15 protein-coding genes and 1 pseudogene are annotated in these 17721 nt (G+C 69.2%); 10 read left to right on the top strand and 6 right to left on the bottom strand.

Annotated features, from left to right (window positions below; all coding sequences use genetic code 11):
• Window positions 1-59: 59 nt before the first annotated feature.
• A complete protein-coding gene (gene sthA / locus VFI59_11855; protein ID HET6714388.1) occupies window positions 60-1490 on the bottom strand; it encodes a Si-specific NAD(P)(+) transhydrogenase in 1431 nt (476 codons plus the stop codon).
• A 338-nt stretch (window positions 1491-1828) separates the two neighbouring features.
• On the opposite strand from sthA, the gene VFI59_11850 reads away from it, so the two are divergent.
• The 4 genes from VFI59_11850 to VFI59_11835 all read left to right on the top strand — a co-directional run bounded on the left by VFI59_11850 (window position 1829) and on the right by VFI59_11835 (window position 5560).
• The gene (locus tag VFI59_11850; GenBank protein HET6714387.1) at window positions 1829-2188 is read left to right on the top strand and encodes a spore germination protein GerW family protein; all 360 of its coding nucleotides are present in this window, start codon (window positions 1829-1831) and stop codon (window positions 2186-2188) included.
• A gap of 191 nt (window positions 2189-2379) precedes the next feature.
• A complete protein-coding gene (locus tag VFI59_11845; GenBank protein ID HET6714386.1) occupies window positions 2380-3435 on the top strand; it encodes a pyruvate kinase in 1056 nt (351 codons plus the stop codon).
• A 397-nt stretch (window positions 3436-3832) separates the two neighbouring features.
• On the top strand, window positions 3833-4987 hold the full coding sequence (locus VFI59_11840) for a DUF222 domain-containing protein (GenBank protein HET6714385.1): 1155 nt from the start codon (window positions 3833-3835) through the stop codon (window positions 4985-4987).
• A 192-nt stretch (window positions 4988-5179) separates the two neighbouring features.
• A complete protein-coding gene (locus VFI59_11835; protein HET6714384.1) occupies window positions 5180-5560 on the top strand; it encodes a hypothetical protein in 381 nt (126 codons plus the stop codon).
• 31 nt (window positions 5561-5591) lie between these two features.
• On the opposite strand, the gene VFI59_11830 is transcribed toward VFI59_11835, so the two are convergent.
• Together VFI59_11830 and VFI59_11825 are read right to left on the bottom strand one after the other, a co-directional pair.
• Window positions 5592-7136, bottom strand: coding sequence for an aromatic amino acid ammonia-lyase (locus VFI59_11830; protein ID HET6714383.1), 1545 nt, complete (start codon window positions 7134-7136; stop codon window positions 5592-5594).
• A 1-nt stretch (window position 7137) separates the two neighbouring features.
• Entirely contained in the window at window positions 7138-8463 is a 1326-nt protein-coding gene (locus VFI59_11825; protein HET6714382.1) for an adenylate/guanylate cyclase domain-containing protein, read from the bottom strand.
• Window positions 8464-8554: 91 nt separating this feature from the next.
• Here VFI59_11825 and VFI59_11820 point away from each other — a divergent pair, with 91 nt between their 5' ends.
• Window positions 8555-10510, top strand: a complete 1956-nt coding sequence (locus VFI59_11820) for an adenylate/guanylate cyclase domain-containing protein (GenBank protein ID HET6714381.1) — start codon at window positions 8555-8557, stop codon at window positions 10508-10510.
• 4 nt (window positions 10511-10514) lie between these two features.
• Window positions 10515-11342 (top strand): adenylate/guanylate cyclase domain-containing protein, encoded by an 828-nt coding sequence (locus tag VFI59_11815; GenBank protein ID HET6714380.1) that lies wholly within the window; start codon window positions 10515-10517, stop codon window positions 11340-11342.
• On the opposite strand, the gene VFI59_11810 is transcribed toward VFI59_11815, so the two are convergent.
• A complete protein-coding gene (locus VFI59_11810; GenBank protein HET6714379.1) occupies window positions 11261-14287 on the bottom strand; it encodes an Npt1/Npt2 family nucleotide transporter in 3027 nt (1008 codons plus the stop codon). The two genes, VFI59_11815 and VFI59_11810, sit on opposite strands and share 82 nt — an antisense overlap.
• A gap of 101 nt (window positions 14288-14388) precedes the next feature.
• Between VFI59_11810 and VFI59_11805 the strand changes: the two genes are divergently transcribed.
• Together VFI59_11805 and VFI59_11800 are read left to right on the top strand one after the other, a co-directional pair.
• Window positions 14389-14715 (top strand): metalloregulator ArsR/SmtB family transcription factor, encoded by a 327-nt coding sequence (locus VFI59_11805; GenBank protein HET6714378.1) that lies wholly within the window; start codon window positions 14389-14391, stop codon window positions 14713-14715.
• Window positions 14712-15236 carry an SRPBCC family protein gene (locus tag VFI59_11800; protein ID HET6714377.1) on the top strand — a complete coding sequence of 175 codons (525 nt, stop codon included), beginning with the start codon at window positions 14712-14714 and terminating at the stop codon, window positions 15234-15236. The genes VFI59_11805 and VFI59_11800 overlap by 4 nt, the downstream gene beginning before the upstream one ends.
• Before the next feature lie 90 nt (window positions 15237-15326).
• Here VFI59_11800 and VFI59_11795 read toward each other — a convergent pair whose 3' ends face one another.
• Window positions 15327-15734 (bottom strand): hypothetical protein, encoded by a 408-nt coding sequence (locus VFI59_11795; protein HET6714376.1) that lies wholly within the window; start codon window positions 15732-15734, stop codon window positions 15327-15329.
• Window positions 15735-15812: 78 nt separating this feature from the next.
• On the opposite strand from VFI59_11795, the gene VFI59_11790 reads away from it, so the two are divergent.
• Window positions 15813-16646 carry a metallophosphoesterase gene (locus VFI59_11790; GenBank protein ID HET6714375.1) on the top strand — a complete coding sequence of 278 codons (834 nt, stop codon included), beginning with the start codon at window positions 15813-15815 and terminating at the stop codon, window positions 16644-16646.
• Between the two features lie 48 nt (window positions 16647-16694).
• A pseudogene (locus VFI59_11785) lies at window positions 16695-17608 on the top strand (aldo/keto reductase).
• On the opposite strand, the gene VFI59_11780 reads toward VFI59_11785, so the two are convergent.
• Window positions 17583-17708 (bottom strand): hypothetical protein, encoded by a 126-nt coding sequence (locus VFI59_11780; GenBank protein ID HET6714374.1) that lies wholly within the window; start codon window positions 17706-17708, stop codon window positions 17583-17585. The pseudogene VFI59_11785 and the gene VFI59_11780 sit on opposite strands and share 26 nt — an antisense overlap.
• Window positions 17709-17721: the final 13 nt, after the last annotated feature.

Genomic DNA, 17721 nt, shown 5'->3' with positions numbered 1-17721 from the left:
CTCCTCCGACCCCCGCATCCACTTCGGACTGGGCGCTGCCTCCGAGGTCCGCCTGCTGATCAGAGACCGGAGCTGGCCGCGATGGTGGACGTGTCCGACCCGGCGGCCAGCCGCTGGAGCCCGTCGTAAGCCGCGTACTTGTACGCCTCGCTCCTGGTCGGCGCGCAGAACGTGGTGTGGATGAACCGATCGATGGTTCCCCCGGCGTGGACGACGGCCTGGCCGATGTGGATCAACTCGCTGGCTGATTCGCTCAGGATGTGCACTCCGAGGAGCGCCTTGTCCTCACGACGGAACACCAACTTCACCAGTCCTTCGGGGAACCCCGAGATGGTCGCCCTCGCGTTCCCGGCGAACCATCCACGACCGACCTCGTGCTCCACCTGCCGGGCCCGGGCCGCCTCCTCGGTGAGGCCGACCATGGCGGCCTCGGGGATCGAGTACACCGCGAACGGCGGGAGTGGGTCGACGGTCTCCTTGAACGGGAATCCGAAGGCATGGCAGACGGCCACGCGCCCCTGCTCCATGGAGACGGAAGCGAGCGCCGGCGGGCCGATCACGTCGCCCGCAGCGTAGATTCCCTCCGCGGCGGTCTGGAAGTGCTCGTCCACCTTGATCCGACCCCGAGCGTCGAGCTCCGCTCCGCGCTCCTCGAGGCCGAGTCCCTCGGTGTTGCCCGATCGCCCGGCCGCGAACAGCACCTGCTCGGGGAGGAGGACATCCCCGTTCTCGACGCGCACGCGGAGCCCACCGTCCGATCGCTCGATCGTCGCCACCCCGGCTCCCAGGACCAACCTCATCCCCATCCGCTCGAAGGTCTCGGCGAGCAGTCGCGAGATCTCCTCGTCCATGAACGGGAGGAGGCGATCCGCGGCATCGATGAGCGTCACATCGGTCCCGAGGGCGGTGAAGATGGAGGCGTACTCGCATGCGACGGGACCGCCACCGATCACCGCCATGCGTGCGGGAAGCTCCCGGATCTCCAGGATCTCTTCGGAGTCGTGAACGTCGGGATCGTCGAAAGGAACACCGGACGGCCTGAACGGACGGGACCCCGAGGCGATCAGGATGATCTCCGCCTGCAGCGAGAGTTGCTCCCCGTCGTCGAGGGCGACCCGAACCGTCCGATCGTGCCCGAGCGATGCTTCCCCTTGGATGTAGCGGATACCGTGGCGTCGCAGGTTGTCCTCGACGGCTCGTTCCATCGTGTGCCTGACCTCGCTCTTGCGCGACATCAGGTGCTCCAGCACGGCCTCTCGGTCGAGCTCGAGGCTGAGGCCGTACACGTCACGGTTCCGGAAGCCGGTGACGTACAGCGCGGTCTCTCGGAGGGTCTTCGTGGGGATCCCTGTGGAAGCGACCGGCGCGCCTCCAGGGTGCGGTCGCCGATCGATCACCGCCACACGCTTCCCGAAGTACGCGGCTTGGGCGGCCCCCTTCTCTCCGGCGGGGCCGGCCCCGATGACCACCAGGTCGTAGCGTTCAGCCATGCCGTCCTTCTCTCACTCACGCGCTCCGCACCATGCGCTGAGTCCCTTCTACCTCACTCTCGCCGTCGTTCGCCCGATGTTCATCTCCGAACCCGTGCTCCACGAGGGTGAGGTGGATGCCACGATGATCGACCTGTTCCCGGGTGGAGCCTGGATCGACTCCTGCACGCCGGAGCCGAGGACGAATCCGAGGCTGCGAGAGCCATTCGTCGCAAGACTCCCGGGATCCGGGGCCCAAGGCCTGCAGCGACCTGGCCGAACCGCACCTCGACGCTGCAAGAACTCCGCGACGATGGTTGAGTAGGGAGCGTCGGAATCACCGAGGGAGGAGGCGTCTCATGGAGACGAAGTCCGATGTGCTCGAGACGATCGAGCAGGCGAAGGACGCGTTGACCGTCCGGCGGGTGTTCGGCGACCCGTACGAGAAGAACGGCGTCACGATCATCCCGGCCGCTCGGGTGCAGGGAGCGGCGGGAGGCGGGAACGGCGAGGGTCCTGAAGGGGAAGGCAAGGGCAGCGGCAGCGGCTTCGGGCTGAACGCTCGTCCGGCCGGCGCCTACGTGATCCACGGCGACGAGGTCGATTGGCGGCCCGCGGTCGACCCGAACAAGGTCATCATCGGCGCGGCGATCATCGCGTTCGCGGCGCTCATGGTCGCCCGAACGGCGATCAAGGCTCGAGCGCCACGCGAGTCCTGAACGTCCGATCCGGCTGCTGGCGATGGCCGGGGTGATGTCGCCGGCGAGCGGACGCCCGGTGACGGGAGCCCAGCCTCGGCCGCCCGACCGAGGCTGGATCCTGTCGACCCATCCTTCTGCGGGCTCTAGGGCCGACTTCCCTTCGCCTCCGGGGTGCGACTCCCGGACGTGGCCGGGTTGCGACGGATATCGTGAACGACACCGTCGCCCCCGGAGGCCGCACGTTGAAGATCCAGATCCTCTGCACGCTCGGTCCGGCGTCCATGGACCCCGAGATCATCCGTGAGCTCGACGCTCGGGATGTCGACCTGTTCCGGATCAACCTCTCGCACACCCCGCTCGAACGAGTGGAGCCCTCGATCGAGCTGGTGCAGGGTTGCTCGTCCACCCCGATCTGTCTCGATACCGAGGGCGCCCAGGTGCGATGCGGTGAGGTCGCCGATGGCGTGGTGCTCGACGAGGGTAGCGAGATCCTGCTCTCGGCCGATCCGGTCAGTGGATCGGCGTCGTCGGTGACGTTGTGGCCGGAGTCACTCTTCGAAGCGTTGGCCGTCGGCAGCGTGCTCGAGATCGATTTCGATGGTGCGGTGGTGCGCGTGACGGAGGTATCCGAGCGCTTGGCGCGGGCGGTGGTGACGAACGCCGGACGCATAGGTTCCAACAAGGGCGTGACCATCGATCCGCCGCCCGACCTGCCGGCGCTGTCGCAGAAGGACATCGCCGCGATCGAACTGGGAGCCCGGCGCGGGGTCGCGGACTACGCCCTCTCGTTCGCGGCGGGCGCCGACGACGTGTCACGCATCCGATCGTTGGCGCCGCAGGGGTCGAGCATCATCGCCAAGATCGAAAGCCGCGCGGGGGTGAGGAACATGGACGCCATCATCGACGCCTCCGACGCGGTCCTGATCGACCGAGGTGACCTGTCTCGGGAGATCCCGTTCGAGGTCGTTCCTTACGTGCAGAAGACGATCATCCGGCACGCGAACCGATGGAATCGCCCGGTGTACGTCGCGACGAACCTCCTGGAGTCGATGGTCACCGGTCGGGTGCCGACGATCGCCGAATCCAACGACATCGCCAACACGCTCCTCGACGGCGTGCACGGGCTCGTGTTGGCGGCCGAGACGGCTGTGGGCATCGATCCCGTGGGATCGGTCGACATGGTCCTTCGCGGCGTCCGCGCGTTCGAGCGCTCCACGAAGGTCGACCTGCTGGAGGACGGCCGGCCGGAGCTGCCGACCCGATAGGAGATCGACACGGCGACACCCACGAGCGTCGAGGAATACATGGCCGGTCTCTCGACCGCGCCTCGCGCAGTCCTGGAGAACTCCGGCAGACGAACGTCGATGCGCCCCCCGATATGCACCCGTCGTTCGGCGGGGGCGACCTCAGGGGTCGCGCAGCCTGGCCTGGCTGACCGACGGAGCCACGGCACCGAACGCCAGCGCCGCCACTCCCGAGATCGCGAGCCACCGCATCATCGACACCATGTTCCGCCATTTCCGCGCCGAGTACGGGTCGTGACGAGGGTGAGCAAAGGTACGAAGGATGGATGGCGTCGTGCTCAGAGCCGATCTCGGCGGGTGCTCGCGCACGTGACACAGGTCACGGTCCAAACGTCGGCTCCCGCATACGATCGAACCCATGTACGGATCCCTCGCGAGCGCTGAGCTCGACGACGACGGACTGATCGGCGTCGCCGACGCCCTGAACCGCCACATCGCAGCGGCGCAGGTGGCGCTGTTCGGCGTGATCGCCGAGGTCGACCGTCGTGGCGCATGGCGTGATTCGGGCGCTCGAGATCTGGCGCACTGGCTGTCGATCCGCTACGGCATGTCGTGGTGGAAGGCCGATCGCGTCATCAAGTCGGCGACCACGCTCCACGATCTCCCCCAGATCGCCGCCGCGTTCGAGGCCGGGATGCTCGGGATCGACAAGGTGATCGAGCTCAGTCGGTTCGCGACGCCGCAGACCGAGGGCGAGCTCGTCGAGTGGGCCGGCGACGTCACGTGCGCCACGATCCGGCGCCGTGCCGACCTCGAGGTGAGGGCCGCCCACGACGAGACCGCAGAGTTCGAGCGGGACCGTTCGCTGCGCTACTGGTACCAGGACGGCGGGCGGCGATTCGGCCTCGAGGCCCGCATGCCGTCGGCGCAGGGCGCGGTCGTGGCGAAGGCGCTCCAGCGTGTCGTCGACCAGATCCCGATCATGCCGGACGAGCACGACGGTGCGTACATCGAGGCCCGACGGGCCGATGCGCTGCTCGCACTGTGCTCGCAACGCATCGGGGCCGACGCCGACGCCGATCGCGCGACCCTGGTGGTCCATGCATCGCTCGAGGCCCTCGCGGGGAGGCGGAACGTCGAGACCGAGCACGGGGCGGTGATGCCACCCGAGACCCTGCAGCGCCTCGCATGCGACGCGCGCGTGCAGGTCGTCGCCGAGAGCGACGCGGGCGACCCGGTTGCCTTCGGGCGCACGAGGCGGGAGCCGTCCGCTTCGATGATGCGGCAGCTGCGACACCGCGACCGCGGTTGCCGATTCCCGGGGTGTGGATCGACCGCGTTCGTGAACGCCCACCACATCGTGTGGTGGTCGCGTGGGGGCGCCACCGACCTCGACAACCTGCTGCTGGTCTGCGGCTTCCACCACCGGCTCGTCCACGAGCACGGGTGGAGCGTCGCACGCGCCCCCGATGGAAGGGTCCGATGGTTCCGAGCCGACGGCTCCCCTTATCGCGGCGGACCCGAGCGAGGCCCGACGCAGGTCGACCGCCGGTCGTTCCTCGATACCGGCTGATGTACTGCGGTGCCGTCGCCCGCACGACCGACTCCCGCCGATCCTCGTGAACCGTTAGGGTGGTCGAGAACGAGAACCGGGTAACGATGGGTCCGGCACGCTTCCCATCGGCTTCCCCAGGCTTGTCCCCACGGGCCTCACCCCCCGCTTCGACGGTCAGCCGCGTGACCACCGAACAGGAGGAGGAAAGCGATGATGAAGCGAACGCTGTTGATCCTCGCCCTCGTCGCCGCGATCGCGACGCCTGCGCTCGCCGCGGGGCCGATCACCCGCGATGGAGCCGATTATTCTGGTGTGCGGAATCCGGGCGGCTGCGAGGTGTTCCCGGAAGACGGTCCCGAGCTGCACGTGAAGTGCGTGGCCTCGGTCGGCGCGACCGGGGCGGCGTTCATCCGCTACCGGTTCCTCAGGGACGTCGGCGGTGTCATCGGGCCGGCGACGATCTCGGCCGACCTGCGTGATGCCGAGGGATGCGCGTCCTACCGCTGGATGGGCCCGATCCGCACGATGCGCATCGAGGTGCCGTTCGGCTGCTACATCCACGTCCGGTCGGTGACCTGGCAGCAACCGTAGGCGCGCAGCCGCGACGCAGCAGCGTCGGCGCTCAGGTCCCGACGGTCGGCTCGTCGTTCGTCCGAGCTCCGAAGATGGCGGTCGCGACGGCACGCTGAACGTCCGCCGTCGACCGGTCGGTGTCGAGCTCGCCGATCGCCCGGCGAGCGCTCGATGAGAGCGCGTCGGTCCCGGTTCCCAGCGAGGGCACCGGACGATCCGGCCCGACGGATCCGTCGGTCGCCATGCCGAGCAGGTCGTTGGCCATCAGCACCTCGATCGACAGGATCTCCTCGAGCAGGGCGAGGGCGTCTTCGGTCATGCGCACCGCGAGGGGGGCAGCGGTGGCGTGATCCTCGACGCCGATGTCGAGGGGCGGGGTGTCCAGGGTCGCCGGCGACGCAAGGTGTCGCAGCGCGGAGTACGTCGCGGCCGCGGGGTAGCGCAGCTGCAGTCCGAGCATCTGCGGGGGCGTCCAGCCCGGCGGCGGCCCGCCCGCCCCGGCGATCCGTTCGAAGAACAGATCCCACAGGTGGCTCATCCGCCGCTCGCTGATCTGGGCCACGTGCGTCATCGCGACGCGCAACTGATCGAAGGCGATCGCCATCACGAGCGGGTGGAAGTTGCCGTTGTGCACGATCGCGTCGTCCTCGATCGAGACGAGTGGATTGTCGCCGCGCCCGTTCAGCTCGATGTGCACGGCGCTGCGCGCGGCGGCGATCGCGACGCGGAAAGCACCGTGCACCTGAGGGATGACCCGGAACGACAAGGGATCCTGCACCGACCTCGAAGCACCGGGCTCGAACAGGAAACTCCCCGAGAGCGCCTCATCGACCCCCGCGCACGCGGCGATCTGGCCGGGGAAGGGCTTGGCCCGGCCCACCGCCGGACGGACGACCGACGGATTGCCGCTCGTCGCCTCGAGCGAGAGCGCCGCCACCACGTCCGCGCGTTCGGCGACTCGCTGCGCCCGCTCGATCACGATCGCTGCCTCGGCGATCGAGACCGCGTTCGACGACACGATCGTGAGTCCGTCCTTGGGCTCGAGACGCAACGGCTCGACGCCGGCCTGCCGCATCGCGTCCGAGCCTGCGTGCACGTCGCCGCCGAGCTCGGCAAGGCCGCGGCCGATCATGACCTGTCCGATGCTGGCCATCTGGCCGAGGTCGCCGGCACCGACCGAACCGCGGGACGGCACGACCGGATGGACGCCGGCGTTCAGCATCGCGACGAGCACCTCGGCCACCCGGGGGCTCGCTCCAGCTCCTCCTCGAGCGATGCCGTTCAGCCGCACGGCCATCGAGCCACGCACCCGCTCGGCGGACAGGGGCGGGCCGGTCCCCCCGGCGTGCGTCATCAGCAGCGTCACCTGGCCGCTTCGCAGTGCCTGGTCGGGGAGGACGACGTCTTTCATGTGTCCCACGCCCGTATTCAGGCCGTAGACGGGCTGGTCGCTCTCGAGCATCCGGTCGATGACCGCCCGGCTCGACGCGATCGTCGAGCGCGCATCGTCGTCGAGCTCGACCCTGGCGCCTCGCGCGATCGCGAGCAGATCCTCGATCTCGAGGGGAGCGGCGCCGATCGTCACCTCGCGCATGTCAGGCCACCTCGTACACGTGCCACTGGCCGGGCACGCCCTTCAACTCGTGCTCGCCGCGGTCGAGGAACTCCAGACCCGAGCCCACGACGAGTTCCGTCACCGTCGACGAGACGAAGACCTGGCCGGCGCCCGCCATGGCCGAGATGCGAGCGCCGATGTGCACCGCGAGGCCCTGCACATCGCCGTCGGAACGCTCGACCTCCCCCGTGTGGACTCCTGCGCGGATCTCGAGGCCGAGAGAGCCGAGCGCGGCGGCTGCTGCCCGTGCGCACAGGATGGCGTGTCGGGGTGAGTCGAACGTCGCGAGGAACCCGTCTCCGGCCGTGTGCACCTCGTGCCCGCCGAAGCGGTCGAGCTCGGCACGGAGCAACCGGTGGTGGCGCTCGAGCATCTCCCGCCAGCGCTGATCGCCGAGCTCGGCCGCGAGCCGCGTGGAGTCCACCACGTCGGTGAAGAGCACGGTCGCGAGCACCCGGTCGCGCCTGGGCGGCGGCCGTGTGCCCGTCAGGAACGCTTCGATCTCGTCGGCGATGTCCTCGACGTCGTCCGCGAAGATCGCCGTGCCGGTCCCGTCGATCTCGGCGAGCCGGGCGTTCGGGAGCGCCGCGACCAGTGCGTGCGCGTTCCGCATCGGCAGGATCGTGTTCTGGCTGCGGTTCATGACCAGCACGGGGACGTCGATCGAGGGCAAGAGCTCGCGGATGTCCCAGTGCGTGTTCTCCCTGATGAACTCGTCGATGCGGATGCCGCTGGAGGCCGAGCGGTTGTACCGGCGGAACCATGACCTGAAGCCCGGCTCGTCCCTGCGCGCCGGCGCCACGATCCCGATGTGGGTGTCGATGTCGATCACGACGCTCGCGTTCGCCATCCGTGCGAGCATCTCCGGGTCCACGCCGAAGTCGTCGTCCTCGGAGGGCACGAGGCGGGGAGCGGTCTCGAACGCGACCGCCGCGGAGACCCGATCGATGTGTTCGGCGACGAACGCCAGCGCGAGCATGCCGGCATCGGTGGTGCCCATCACGGCGGGTCGCTCCGCCTGCACCTCGTCCATCACCGTGAGGAAGTCACCGACCTGCTCGTCGAAGGTCGGTAAGCGGTCCAGCGGATCCGACATGCCCATGCCCCGGCGGTCGAAGCGGATCAGGCGCGAGAACTCGCCCAGCCGCTCGTACAGGCGCCGAAGCTTGGGGTCCTCCCAGGCGATCTCGAGGTGCGACACGGTGCCGTGCATCAGCAGGAGGTCGATGTCGCCGGAGCCCGAGACCTGATAGGCGATGTGCACGCCGTCGGGAGCGAGCGTGTACTGGGTCTCGGGGAGCGTCACGTGGGCAGTCTCGCCGGTCGTGCCGCTCGCCACAAGGTCGCTTCCCGGTGGCGGACCGTCGTGGCAACATCGAAGCTCGGAGGACCGCGGGATGGATGCCAGCACGCTGGGTCGCGCACGTCAGGCGCTTGAGGACCACGCCTGGCAGGACGCGTACGAGGCGTTCGCGGACGCATCCGCGGAAGGCTCGCTCACCGGCGAGGAATTGGAGCTGTTGGCGGAGGCGGCGTGGTGGACGGCCAATCCCGCCCGATGCATCGATGCGCTCGAGCAGGCATTCGCCGCGTACAACCACGAAGGGAACGAGCGGCGCGCCGCGTACGTCGCGCTGCAGCTGGCCGATCGTTGGGGAGACCGATTGGGTTCCGCGCAGGCGGCAGGCTGGTTCCGCCGTGCTGCGCGACTGCTCGCGGCTCAGTCCGAGGGGGTGGAGCACGGCTACCTCGAGCTGGCGAAGGCTCGCAGCAGCGAGAGCTTCGAGGAGATGATGCAGCACGCGACGGCGATGCTTGATATCGGCACGCGCTACGGCGACCCGGACCTGCAGGCGTTCGGGTTGATGTGCCAAGGCATGGCTCACATCGGCCAAGCCCACGTCAAGGATGGCATGGACCTGATCGACGAGGCCACGGTCGCCGCGGTCGCCGGCGAGCTCACGCCGATCGCGACCGGGATCGTCTACTGCTTCACGATCGTCGCGTGCATCGATCTCGCCGATTATCGTCGGGCGGGCGAATGGACGGAAGCGACGAAGCGATGGTGCGAGCGCCAGTCGATCAACGGATTCCCCGGCCATTGCCGTGTGCGGCAGGCCGAGATCATGCGGTTGCGAGGCGCGTTCGCCGAGGCCGAGAGCGAGGCGCGACGAGCCGTCCGAGAGCTGACGGCGTTCGGCGAACTCCCCGTATCCGCCGTCGGATTCCGCGAGATCGGGGAGATCCGTCTGCGTATGGGCGACCTCGACGCTGCGGACGAAGCATTCGCCATGGCCCACCAACGTGGCAACGATGCCCAACCGGGCCTGGCGTTGTTGCAGCTCGCACGCGGGCAGTTCGTGGCGGCGCGTTCGTCGATCCGAGGAGCGCTCGCGGAACAGCCGATGGCCGTCGCAAGAGCCCGGTTGCTCCCCGCGGCGGTCGAGATCGCGCTCGCATCCCACCATGCGGCAGAGGCGCGTTCAGCGGCTGAGGAGCTCGGCACGATCGCCCAGAGCTACGACGCGGCCGTATGGCAGGCGAGCGCGCACCAGGCCCTGGGAAGCGTCCTCACGTTCGAAGGCGATGCCGGCGGGGCCATCAAGGAACTCCGCCTGGCCATCAGATTGTGGACGGAGGCCGACCTGCCGTTCGAGACCGCCGGGGCCCGCCGATGCCTGGCGAACGCGCACCGGCTGGACGGCGATGAGGCGTCGGCGATGCTGGAGCTCCGAGCTGCGCACGCTACGTTCGACCAACTCGGCGCCGCACTCGAGGCACAGCGCTGCCTCGACCTGATCAGGTCGGGGGAGAAGGCCCAGGGGCGGCGGGTCGGGCGGACGTTCATGTTCACGGATATCGTCGGATCGACGGATCTGCTCGAGACGATCGGCGACGAGGCGTGGGAAGGCATCATGCGCTGGCACAACGAGACCCTGAGCACGCTCATCGAGCGACATGGGGGTGCGGTCGTTCACACGACCGGCGACGGCTACTTCGCCGCGTTCAGCGCCGCGGACGATGCGGCGACCTGTGCGGTGGCGATCCAGCGCACGCTGGCTGAGCATCGCCGCCTCCACGGGTTCGCACCGCAGGTCCGGATCGGACTGCACGCGGCGGAGGCCACCGTGCTCGGCGACGACTACGCGGGTATCGGTGTGCATCAGGCGGCTCGAGTCGGCGCGTTGGCGGAGTCGAGTGAGATCGTCGTGACGTGCAGCACCGTCGAGAGCGAGCCGATGCCCTTCCCCGTTGAGCGTGAGCGCGCGGTCTCGCTGAGAGGCATCGCCGACCCCGTACGGGTCGTCACCCTCCGTTGGCAGCCCACCGATTCCGGCACGGCGGGGAGCTGAGAGGATGCCGAGGTACGCGACCGCCGAGGACGAATGGCGCGCCTACCTCGACGGGTCACATCCGTCCGCGCACTTCGGGCACTTCGTGTTCCGCCTCCTGCCCAAGGGACCCCGGTGCAGGCTGTGCTCGGTCCCGTTCGCGGGCGTGGGGCCGCTTCTCCTGGGGCCGTTCGGCTTCACCCCGTGGGCGAAGAACCCCAACCTCTGTTCGCGATGCGTGACGTGGTTGTCGACGAAGGACGTCAGCGGCGCGGAGATCGAACTCTCCTTCCTGTTCGCCGACGTGCGGAGCTCGAGCGACATCGCGAGGCAGATCGGCACGATGGAGTTCGCGCACCTGATGCAGCGCTTCTACAGGGTCGCGACAGACGCGCTCCTCGCTCACGACGCGATCGTGGAGAAGTTCGTTGGGGACGAGGTCGTAGGCTTCTTCATGCCGCTCACGGCGGGTGAGGATCACGCCGCCGCGGCGGTGCGCGCGGCGGAGCACCTGCTGGTCGCGACTGGGCACGGAGACGACGACGGCCCGTGGCTGCCCCTCGGTGCGGGGGTGCATACGGGCACGGCGTTCGTCGGGGTGGTCTCGAGCGGGGCAACGAGCGACTTCACGGCCTTGGGAGATGCGATCAACGTCGCCGCCCACGTCGCCGCCCAAGCGGGGCCGGGCGAGATCCTGGTCACCGATGCCGCCGCAGCCGCTTCGGGGATCGATCTCGACGGGCTCGAACGCAGGAGCCTGTCGCTGAAAGGTCACCCCGTCGACGCTGTCGTGGTCCCGGTGCCGTCGGCAACGTCAAACCGGCCTTCGTCCCCACCCTCTGCCAATCGCTGACACAGCACGCGGATCACGCCGAGGGAGGTCTCGGGCCGTTCTCGCAGGATCGCCTCGAAGCGCGGCCGATCGATCGACAGCACGCGGACGGGCCCATCGCAGACGAGATCGGCGATGCGGGGCTCGCTCGTGATCACGGCCATCTCGCCCACGACGTCGCCCTGCGAACGAGTGGCGAGCACCCTCCGCTCCTCGCCGCGGCCCGAGGTCACCGCGACGTCGCCACTCACGATGATGAACATCGCTTCACCGGGCTCGCCTTGCTCGGCGATCGTGTCGCCGTCCGCGAAGGCCTGTTCCCGGGCGACCGAGGCGATCGGCTCCAGGTCGGGCGGCGGGAGCGCCGAGAACAGCGGCACCTTCCGCAGGAAGAGCACACGTTCCATCGTCGAGAGCGTGGACAGGGTCTCGGTCATCGTTCCTCCTCGCGAGCGTGCCGCCAGCGCGACGCACGCTCTGATCCAATCGTCGGGGTCGTGTTCCAGTCGTTGCTGCACGGTCTGGAGTTCGAGGCGCGCCGGGGTGCCCTCCCAGATCGTCAGCAGGGGTCGCACGATGTCACGCTCTGCCACGCTCTCGATCACCTCGAGGGCGTTGGCCCGCTGACCTGGGTCGGTCGCCGAGAGGTTCTCGAGCGCGACGCGCATCTGCGCACCGCCATCGATCAGCGCGGCGGCTCGAAGGCCGAGCACCGCGTCGCGCTCGGACAGGAAGAGCAGCGAATCCTTGAGCAGGCGGACGGCCTCGCCACCGTCGTCCTCGAGCGCTGTGCCCACTCCGTGCCGCTCCACGGCCTCCTGCACGGTCGAGGCTGCGAAGGCGCGGAGTTGGTCGGCACGGTTCCCCACGGGAAGCCGCTCGAGCGCGGCCAGCGCGCCCGCTCGCAGGTTGCGTGCGTCCAAGGAGCGCATGAGCGGATCGACCGCTGGCTCGCCGATCGTGGCGAGTCCGTCGCGCGCGGCCTCCCGCACCACGCGCTGTCGATCGCACGCGGCCGAAACCAACGCGTCGAGAGCGCGGGCGCCCTCGGCGTCGGTGTTGATTCGGGCGAGCTCCGCGCACACACGGGCGGCTTCGGCTCGCACGAGCGGAGCGTCGTCCTGCATGCCGCCGAGCACGACATCGAGCGTGACCTTCGACCCGAGCCCCCGCATCTCTCGGAACGCGGCGATCCGTACGTCGTCATCGACCGACCCGGCGAGCTCGATCAGCGTGATCGTCGCGGCCCGATGGTCGTCGAGGGCGGCGAGCGCCGCGGCGGCGCTCACTCGCACGAACGGGTCGGGGTCGTGCATGAGGGGCGCCGCTGCATGGGATGCGGCTTCCGGCGGTACGCCGAGCGTGCGCAGGGCGTGGGCCGTCGCGACCCGCACCGCCGGTGCCCGATCGGTCGTCCGTCGAAGGATGTCGGGGACGGCCTCGATCGCGCCGGAGCGGGCGAGCGAGCGGAGGGCGTCCGCGCGCACAGCGTCGTCGCCGTCGTCGAGCGCACCGACGAGGGCATCCCGAGCGACCGGAGCGTCCAGATCCCCGAGCACGGTCGCCGCGACCCGGCGCACGCGCGCGTCGGGATCTCCGAGCCCCCCGACGGCGACCTCGAGGGCAGAGGCATCCGCCCGCGCCAGTCCGAAAGGCTCGGGCGCGACCGATCCGTACTGGTCGGCACCGAACACGCGGGGCCGGCCTTCACGGAGCGCCTGCACGAGTTCCCTGGGGTAAGCCCGGCGGACGCCGATCATCGCGATCGTCGCGAGCACCGCCGCGGTCAGACCGATGAGGTAGAGCACGCGAGGAGCGAGGGCGCGTTCGCCGACGAGCGCGATCACGCCGGCGAGGATCGTGCCGACCTGCGTCGGCCCGCCGTAGATGAACGCCCTGGTCTGATCACGTCGATCGGGCGGCACCGTGTTGATCACGGCCTCGGTGGTGCTCGAAGCGCCGCCCTGGAGCCATGCGACCTGCGCGAACCTGAAGACCATGAGGGTGGCGAAGCCGTCCTCGATCGCGAGCACCCCGAACGCCACGACGTAGAGCAGCGGCAGCACGAGCAGCACCGTCGGCACCCCGAACCGGGCCAACGCTCGGTTCGTCACGAACAGCGACAGCACGAACGCGACGCCTGTCGACACGCCGAAGAACAGACCGAAGAACCCGGCCAGGTCATCGGGGTTCGGGAACCGGTCGGTCGCCGCGCGCGAGAACGGCAGGTAGAGAGAGAAGAACAATAGGGAGAACAGGATCGACCCGAGGGCGAGCCATCGCATCAGGGTGGAGCGAGCCACGTACCGAAGGCCGACGGTCAGCTGCCCGGTCGCGTCGGGGCGGCGATCGGTGCCCACGGCCTGCCGGTTCGCCCGAGCGAGGAGTACGGTGCTCAGCCCGACGGCGCCGACGAGGGTCGCGACCCAGACGAGCAGCAGGTTGGGAGTGCCGAGCCACGTCGCGAGCGGCTTCGTCACGAGCCCGCCGATCACGTATCCGAGCACGCTTCCGGCGCCGATCAACGGGAAGAAGCGTTTGGCCTGACGGGTGTCGGTGACGATGCCTGCCAACCCCCAAACCGTCAGCCCGAGAACGAAGTAGCCCACCCCTTGCAGGAGCCACAGCGCCTGCGTGATCCATGCGACATCGGCCGCGATCGCCGCCCTTCCCGCGAGCGCGAACGCCGCGACCGAGATCGGGATCACGATGCAGGCCCCGCCCCGCCCGAGGCGGACGACGAGCCATCCGAACCCGAGGGTCGCGAGGAACATCGTCCCTCCCAAGACGAGGTACATCACGGGCAGACGATCGACCCCGTACCGATCGAAGAACAATGCCTCGATGCCGCTCTGGCCGATCATCAGCCCGGCCGCGACGAAGAACGAGATCGCGACGATGAGCGCGACCGGGGCCCCCTCGCCTGGCCTCAGCGCGAGCGATCGCTGTGCTCTCGAGATGCTCACGGCGATGCCGGCCGGATCGGTGACTCGAGCATGCCGCGAACATTACGCGACTGGCTGCTCCCGCTTGACATGTGACCATATGGTCACCTATGCTGCGACCCGTGAACGACGACGACCGTGTGTTCAAGGCGCTCGCAGACCCGACGCGACGCTTCCTGCTCGACCTGCTGTTCGAGCGTGACGGCCGCACGCTGACGCAGCTCGAGTCCGAGCTCGAGATGTCGCGCTTCGGGGTCATGAAGCATCTGCGGGTGCTCGAGGATGCCGGCCTCGTCGTCACGCACCGGCAGGGCCGGGAGAAGCTGCACTTCCTCAACCCGGTGCCGGTCCGGCTGATCCACGACCGGTGGATCGACAAGTACACGGAGCGCCGGGTGTCGGCGCTCGCGGAGCTCAAGCACGAGCTGGAAGGGGAGGGAACGGCATGACGACAAGCACCGAGACGGCGGTCACCACCCAGGTGTACCGCGTGTACATCAAGGCCTCACCCGAGCGCATCTGGCAGGCGATCACCGACCCGGCCTGGACGGCCCGATACGGCTACGGCGGTACGGTCGACTACGACCTGCGCCCAGGCGGGAAGTACATCGCCTATACGAGCGAGGCGATGCGGCAGACCGGAGCCCCCGACGTCGCGATCGACGGCGAGGTGATCGAGGCCGACCCGCCGAACCGGCTCGTGCAGACCTGGCGCATGGTGATGGACCCCCAGATGGAAGCCGAGGGGTTCACGAGGCTCACCTACGACATCGCCGAGGGGAAGGGTGGCGTGACGAAGCTGACGCTGACCCACGAGCTCGACGGCGCGCCCGGTCTCGCGACCCTGCTGTCCGGCGGCCTGGAAGAGGTGGGCGCCGGCGGCGGTTGGGCATGGGTGCTCAGCGATCTCAAGTCGCTGCTGGAGACCGGCGACCCGATGACTCCGGAGGACGCGCTCAACCAGGGCTGAGTTCGGTACCTGCGAGGGAAGGCCGCCCGGGGGCGGACGTCGCGAGCGTTCGCGACGTCCGCCCCCGCCTCGCGTCCGGGGCCGTAGTGTCTACGCAGGGGGCGGGACGCAGCCGAGCGACGTGCCGGCCGCGTTCCACTCCGCGACCGCACCGGCGCAGTCGGCCGGGTCGGCCCCGAGCCGGACCTGTCCGTTGTCGACCGGACCGGAGTACACGCCTCGCCCGCTGAGCCTCGAGGTGCGCCGCTCGAGCACCGCGATGCGCTCGTTGGCCGAGGTGCGGAAGCGGAGGAGTCGCTGGATCGTTCGATCCTGCTGGCGGTTCTCTTCACGCAGGCCGTCGATCGCCCGGCGCTGACGCTCCGCGCTCGCCTCGAGCGCGGTCACCCGTTGTGCGAGCGACTGGCCGCCTCCGCGCACGTCGGCGACCGCCGAGAACGCGAAGGCGCCGATCACGAGGCTCGCGAGTACCAACAACGATGCGAGGTTCCGGTGCATCTGGCCCTCCTCTCGATGGAGCCTCCTCCTATCCTTGGAGCAGGACCCTGTCAACGGCATGGCGGTGAGGAGGTGCGCATGGCGAGGATCGTGACGTTCGCGCTGTCGGTGACGTTCACCCTGGCCACGGTCACGCCCGCCGAGGCCGTGCACGTGGTCGTCGCCGGGGACATCGGGTCGAGCGGTTCCGGCGACACCCAGACCGCCGATCGAGTGATCGCCCTCGACCCCGACTTCGTGCTCACGGTCGGCGATCACGCCTACCCCGACGGAACGGGGAGCCAATTCAACCGATACTACGAGCCCACGTGGGGACGGTTCCGGAGCATCACCAGGCCGAGCCCGGGCAACCACGACTGGATGACGCGGGGCGCTGCCGGATACGAGTCCTACTTCCACGTGCAGGCAGGGAGGGTCCGGTCGTTCGTGCTCGGGAGCTGGCTCGTCGTCTCCCTGGATTCCAACGTCCGCATCGCGCGCCAGCGGACCCGCCTCGCCACCGTGCTCTCGAGCGACGACCGCCGGTGCGAGCTCCTCTTCTTCCACCACCCGCGGTGGAGCTCGGGCCAGAACGGGAATCAGCAGGGCGTCGCCGCCTGGTGGCGCACCGCTTATGCGAACGGTGTCGACGTGATCCTGAACGGGCACGACCACGACTACGAACGATTCGCGAGGAAGCGACCGTCCGGGAGGGTCGCGGCCGACGGCATCCGAGAGTTCGTGGTCGGGATGGGCGGGGTCGAGACACGGTCGTTCAGCTCGAGGAAGTCCGGCTCGCAGAAGCGGATCACCGGCAACGACAACTGGGGGGTGCTGGATCTCGCGTTGCGCCCGGGAGCCTACCGATGGCGCTTCATCGATGCCGATTCCGGGGATCGGCTCGACGCCGGTCTTTCGAGATGCCACGCGTGATGCGAGCCCTCTGCGTGCGTTCGATGCGGTCGGGGTAACCTCCGCGTCGTGCGGACACGCTCGATCGGGTCGCTCGAGGTCTCTGTCGTGGGGCTCGGGTGCAACAACTTCGGCTGGAGCATCGACGAGGCCCGGACCCGCGAGGTCGTCGATGCGGCGATCGACGTGGGGATCACGTTGTTCGACTCGGCCGACATCTACGGCGACACGGAGAGTGAAGCGTTCCTCGGTCGGGCGCTGCGGGGCCGTCGCGACCGAGTCGTCCTCGCATCGAAGTTCGGCAAGCCCGGGAGGCCCGGTCTCGCCGGGGGGCATCACCCGCCTACGTCCGCGCCTCACTCGAGGCGAGTCTGCGACGTCTCGGTACCGATCGCATCGATCTCTACCAGCTTCACGAGCCACGCGACGAGACACCGATCGGGGAGACCCTGGGTGAGCTCGACGCGCTCGTGCGCGAAGGCAAGGTGCGCGAGATCGGTTGTTCGAACTTCTCGGCGGCGCAGCTCCGAGCGGCCGACCGGGCGGCGGGCGCGGGTGCGCGGTTCGCGTGCGTGCAGAACGAGCTGAACCTGCTCGACCGAGCCGATATCGACGACGGGCTCGACGAAGCCGGACGCCTCGGCATCGCGTACCTCCCGTACTACCCGCTGGCGAACGGGTTGCTGACGGGCAAGTACCGGCGCGGAACGCGTGTGGCTGTGGGTTCGAGGCTCGACACGTGGTTCGACGACCAGGAGCGGGCGGAGGCGATGACCCACGAACGGTTCGATCGGATCGAGGCACTCGAGGCGTTCGCGACGGATCGCGACCACACCCTGCTCGAGCTCGCGTTCGGCTGGATCCTGGCCCACCGCCCGGTCGCCTCGGTGATCGCAGGCGCGACCTCCGCCGAGCAGGTGGTCACGAACGCGGCGGCGGGAGGATGGATCCTCGATGTCACCGAGTTCGCCGCCGTGCCGTGATGTGGATGACGATCCCTTCCCACCCGTTCTCGACGGGCAGCGAGGCGATCACGTCACCCATCAGCGCGGGATGGAGCGAACCGCCTCCGTCGACCGCCAATGTCCGTCCCGCT

Source organism: Actinomycetota bacterium, from assembly GCA_035697485.1.
Taxonomy (GTDB): domain Bacteria; phylum Actinomycetota; class UBA4738; order UBA4738; family HRBIN12; genus JAOUEA01.
The sequence above is the reverse complement of the archived record's forward strand: the minus strand, read 5'-3'. Positions and strand labels throughout refer to the sequence as shown.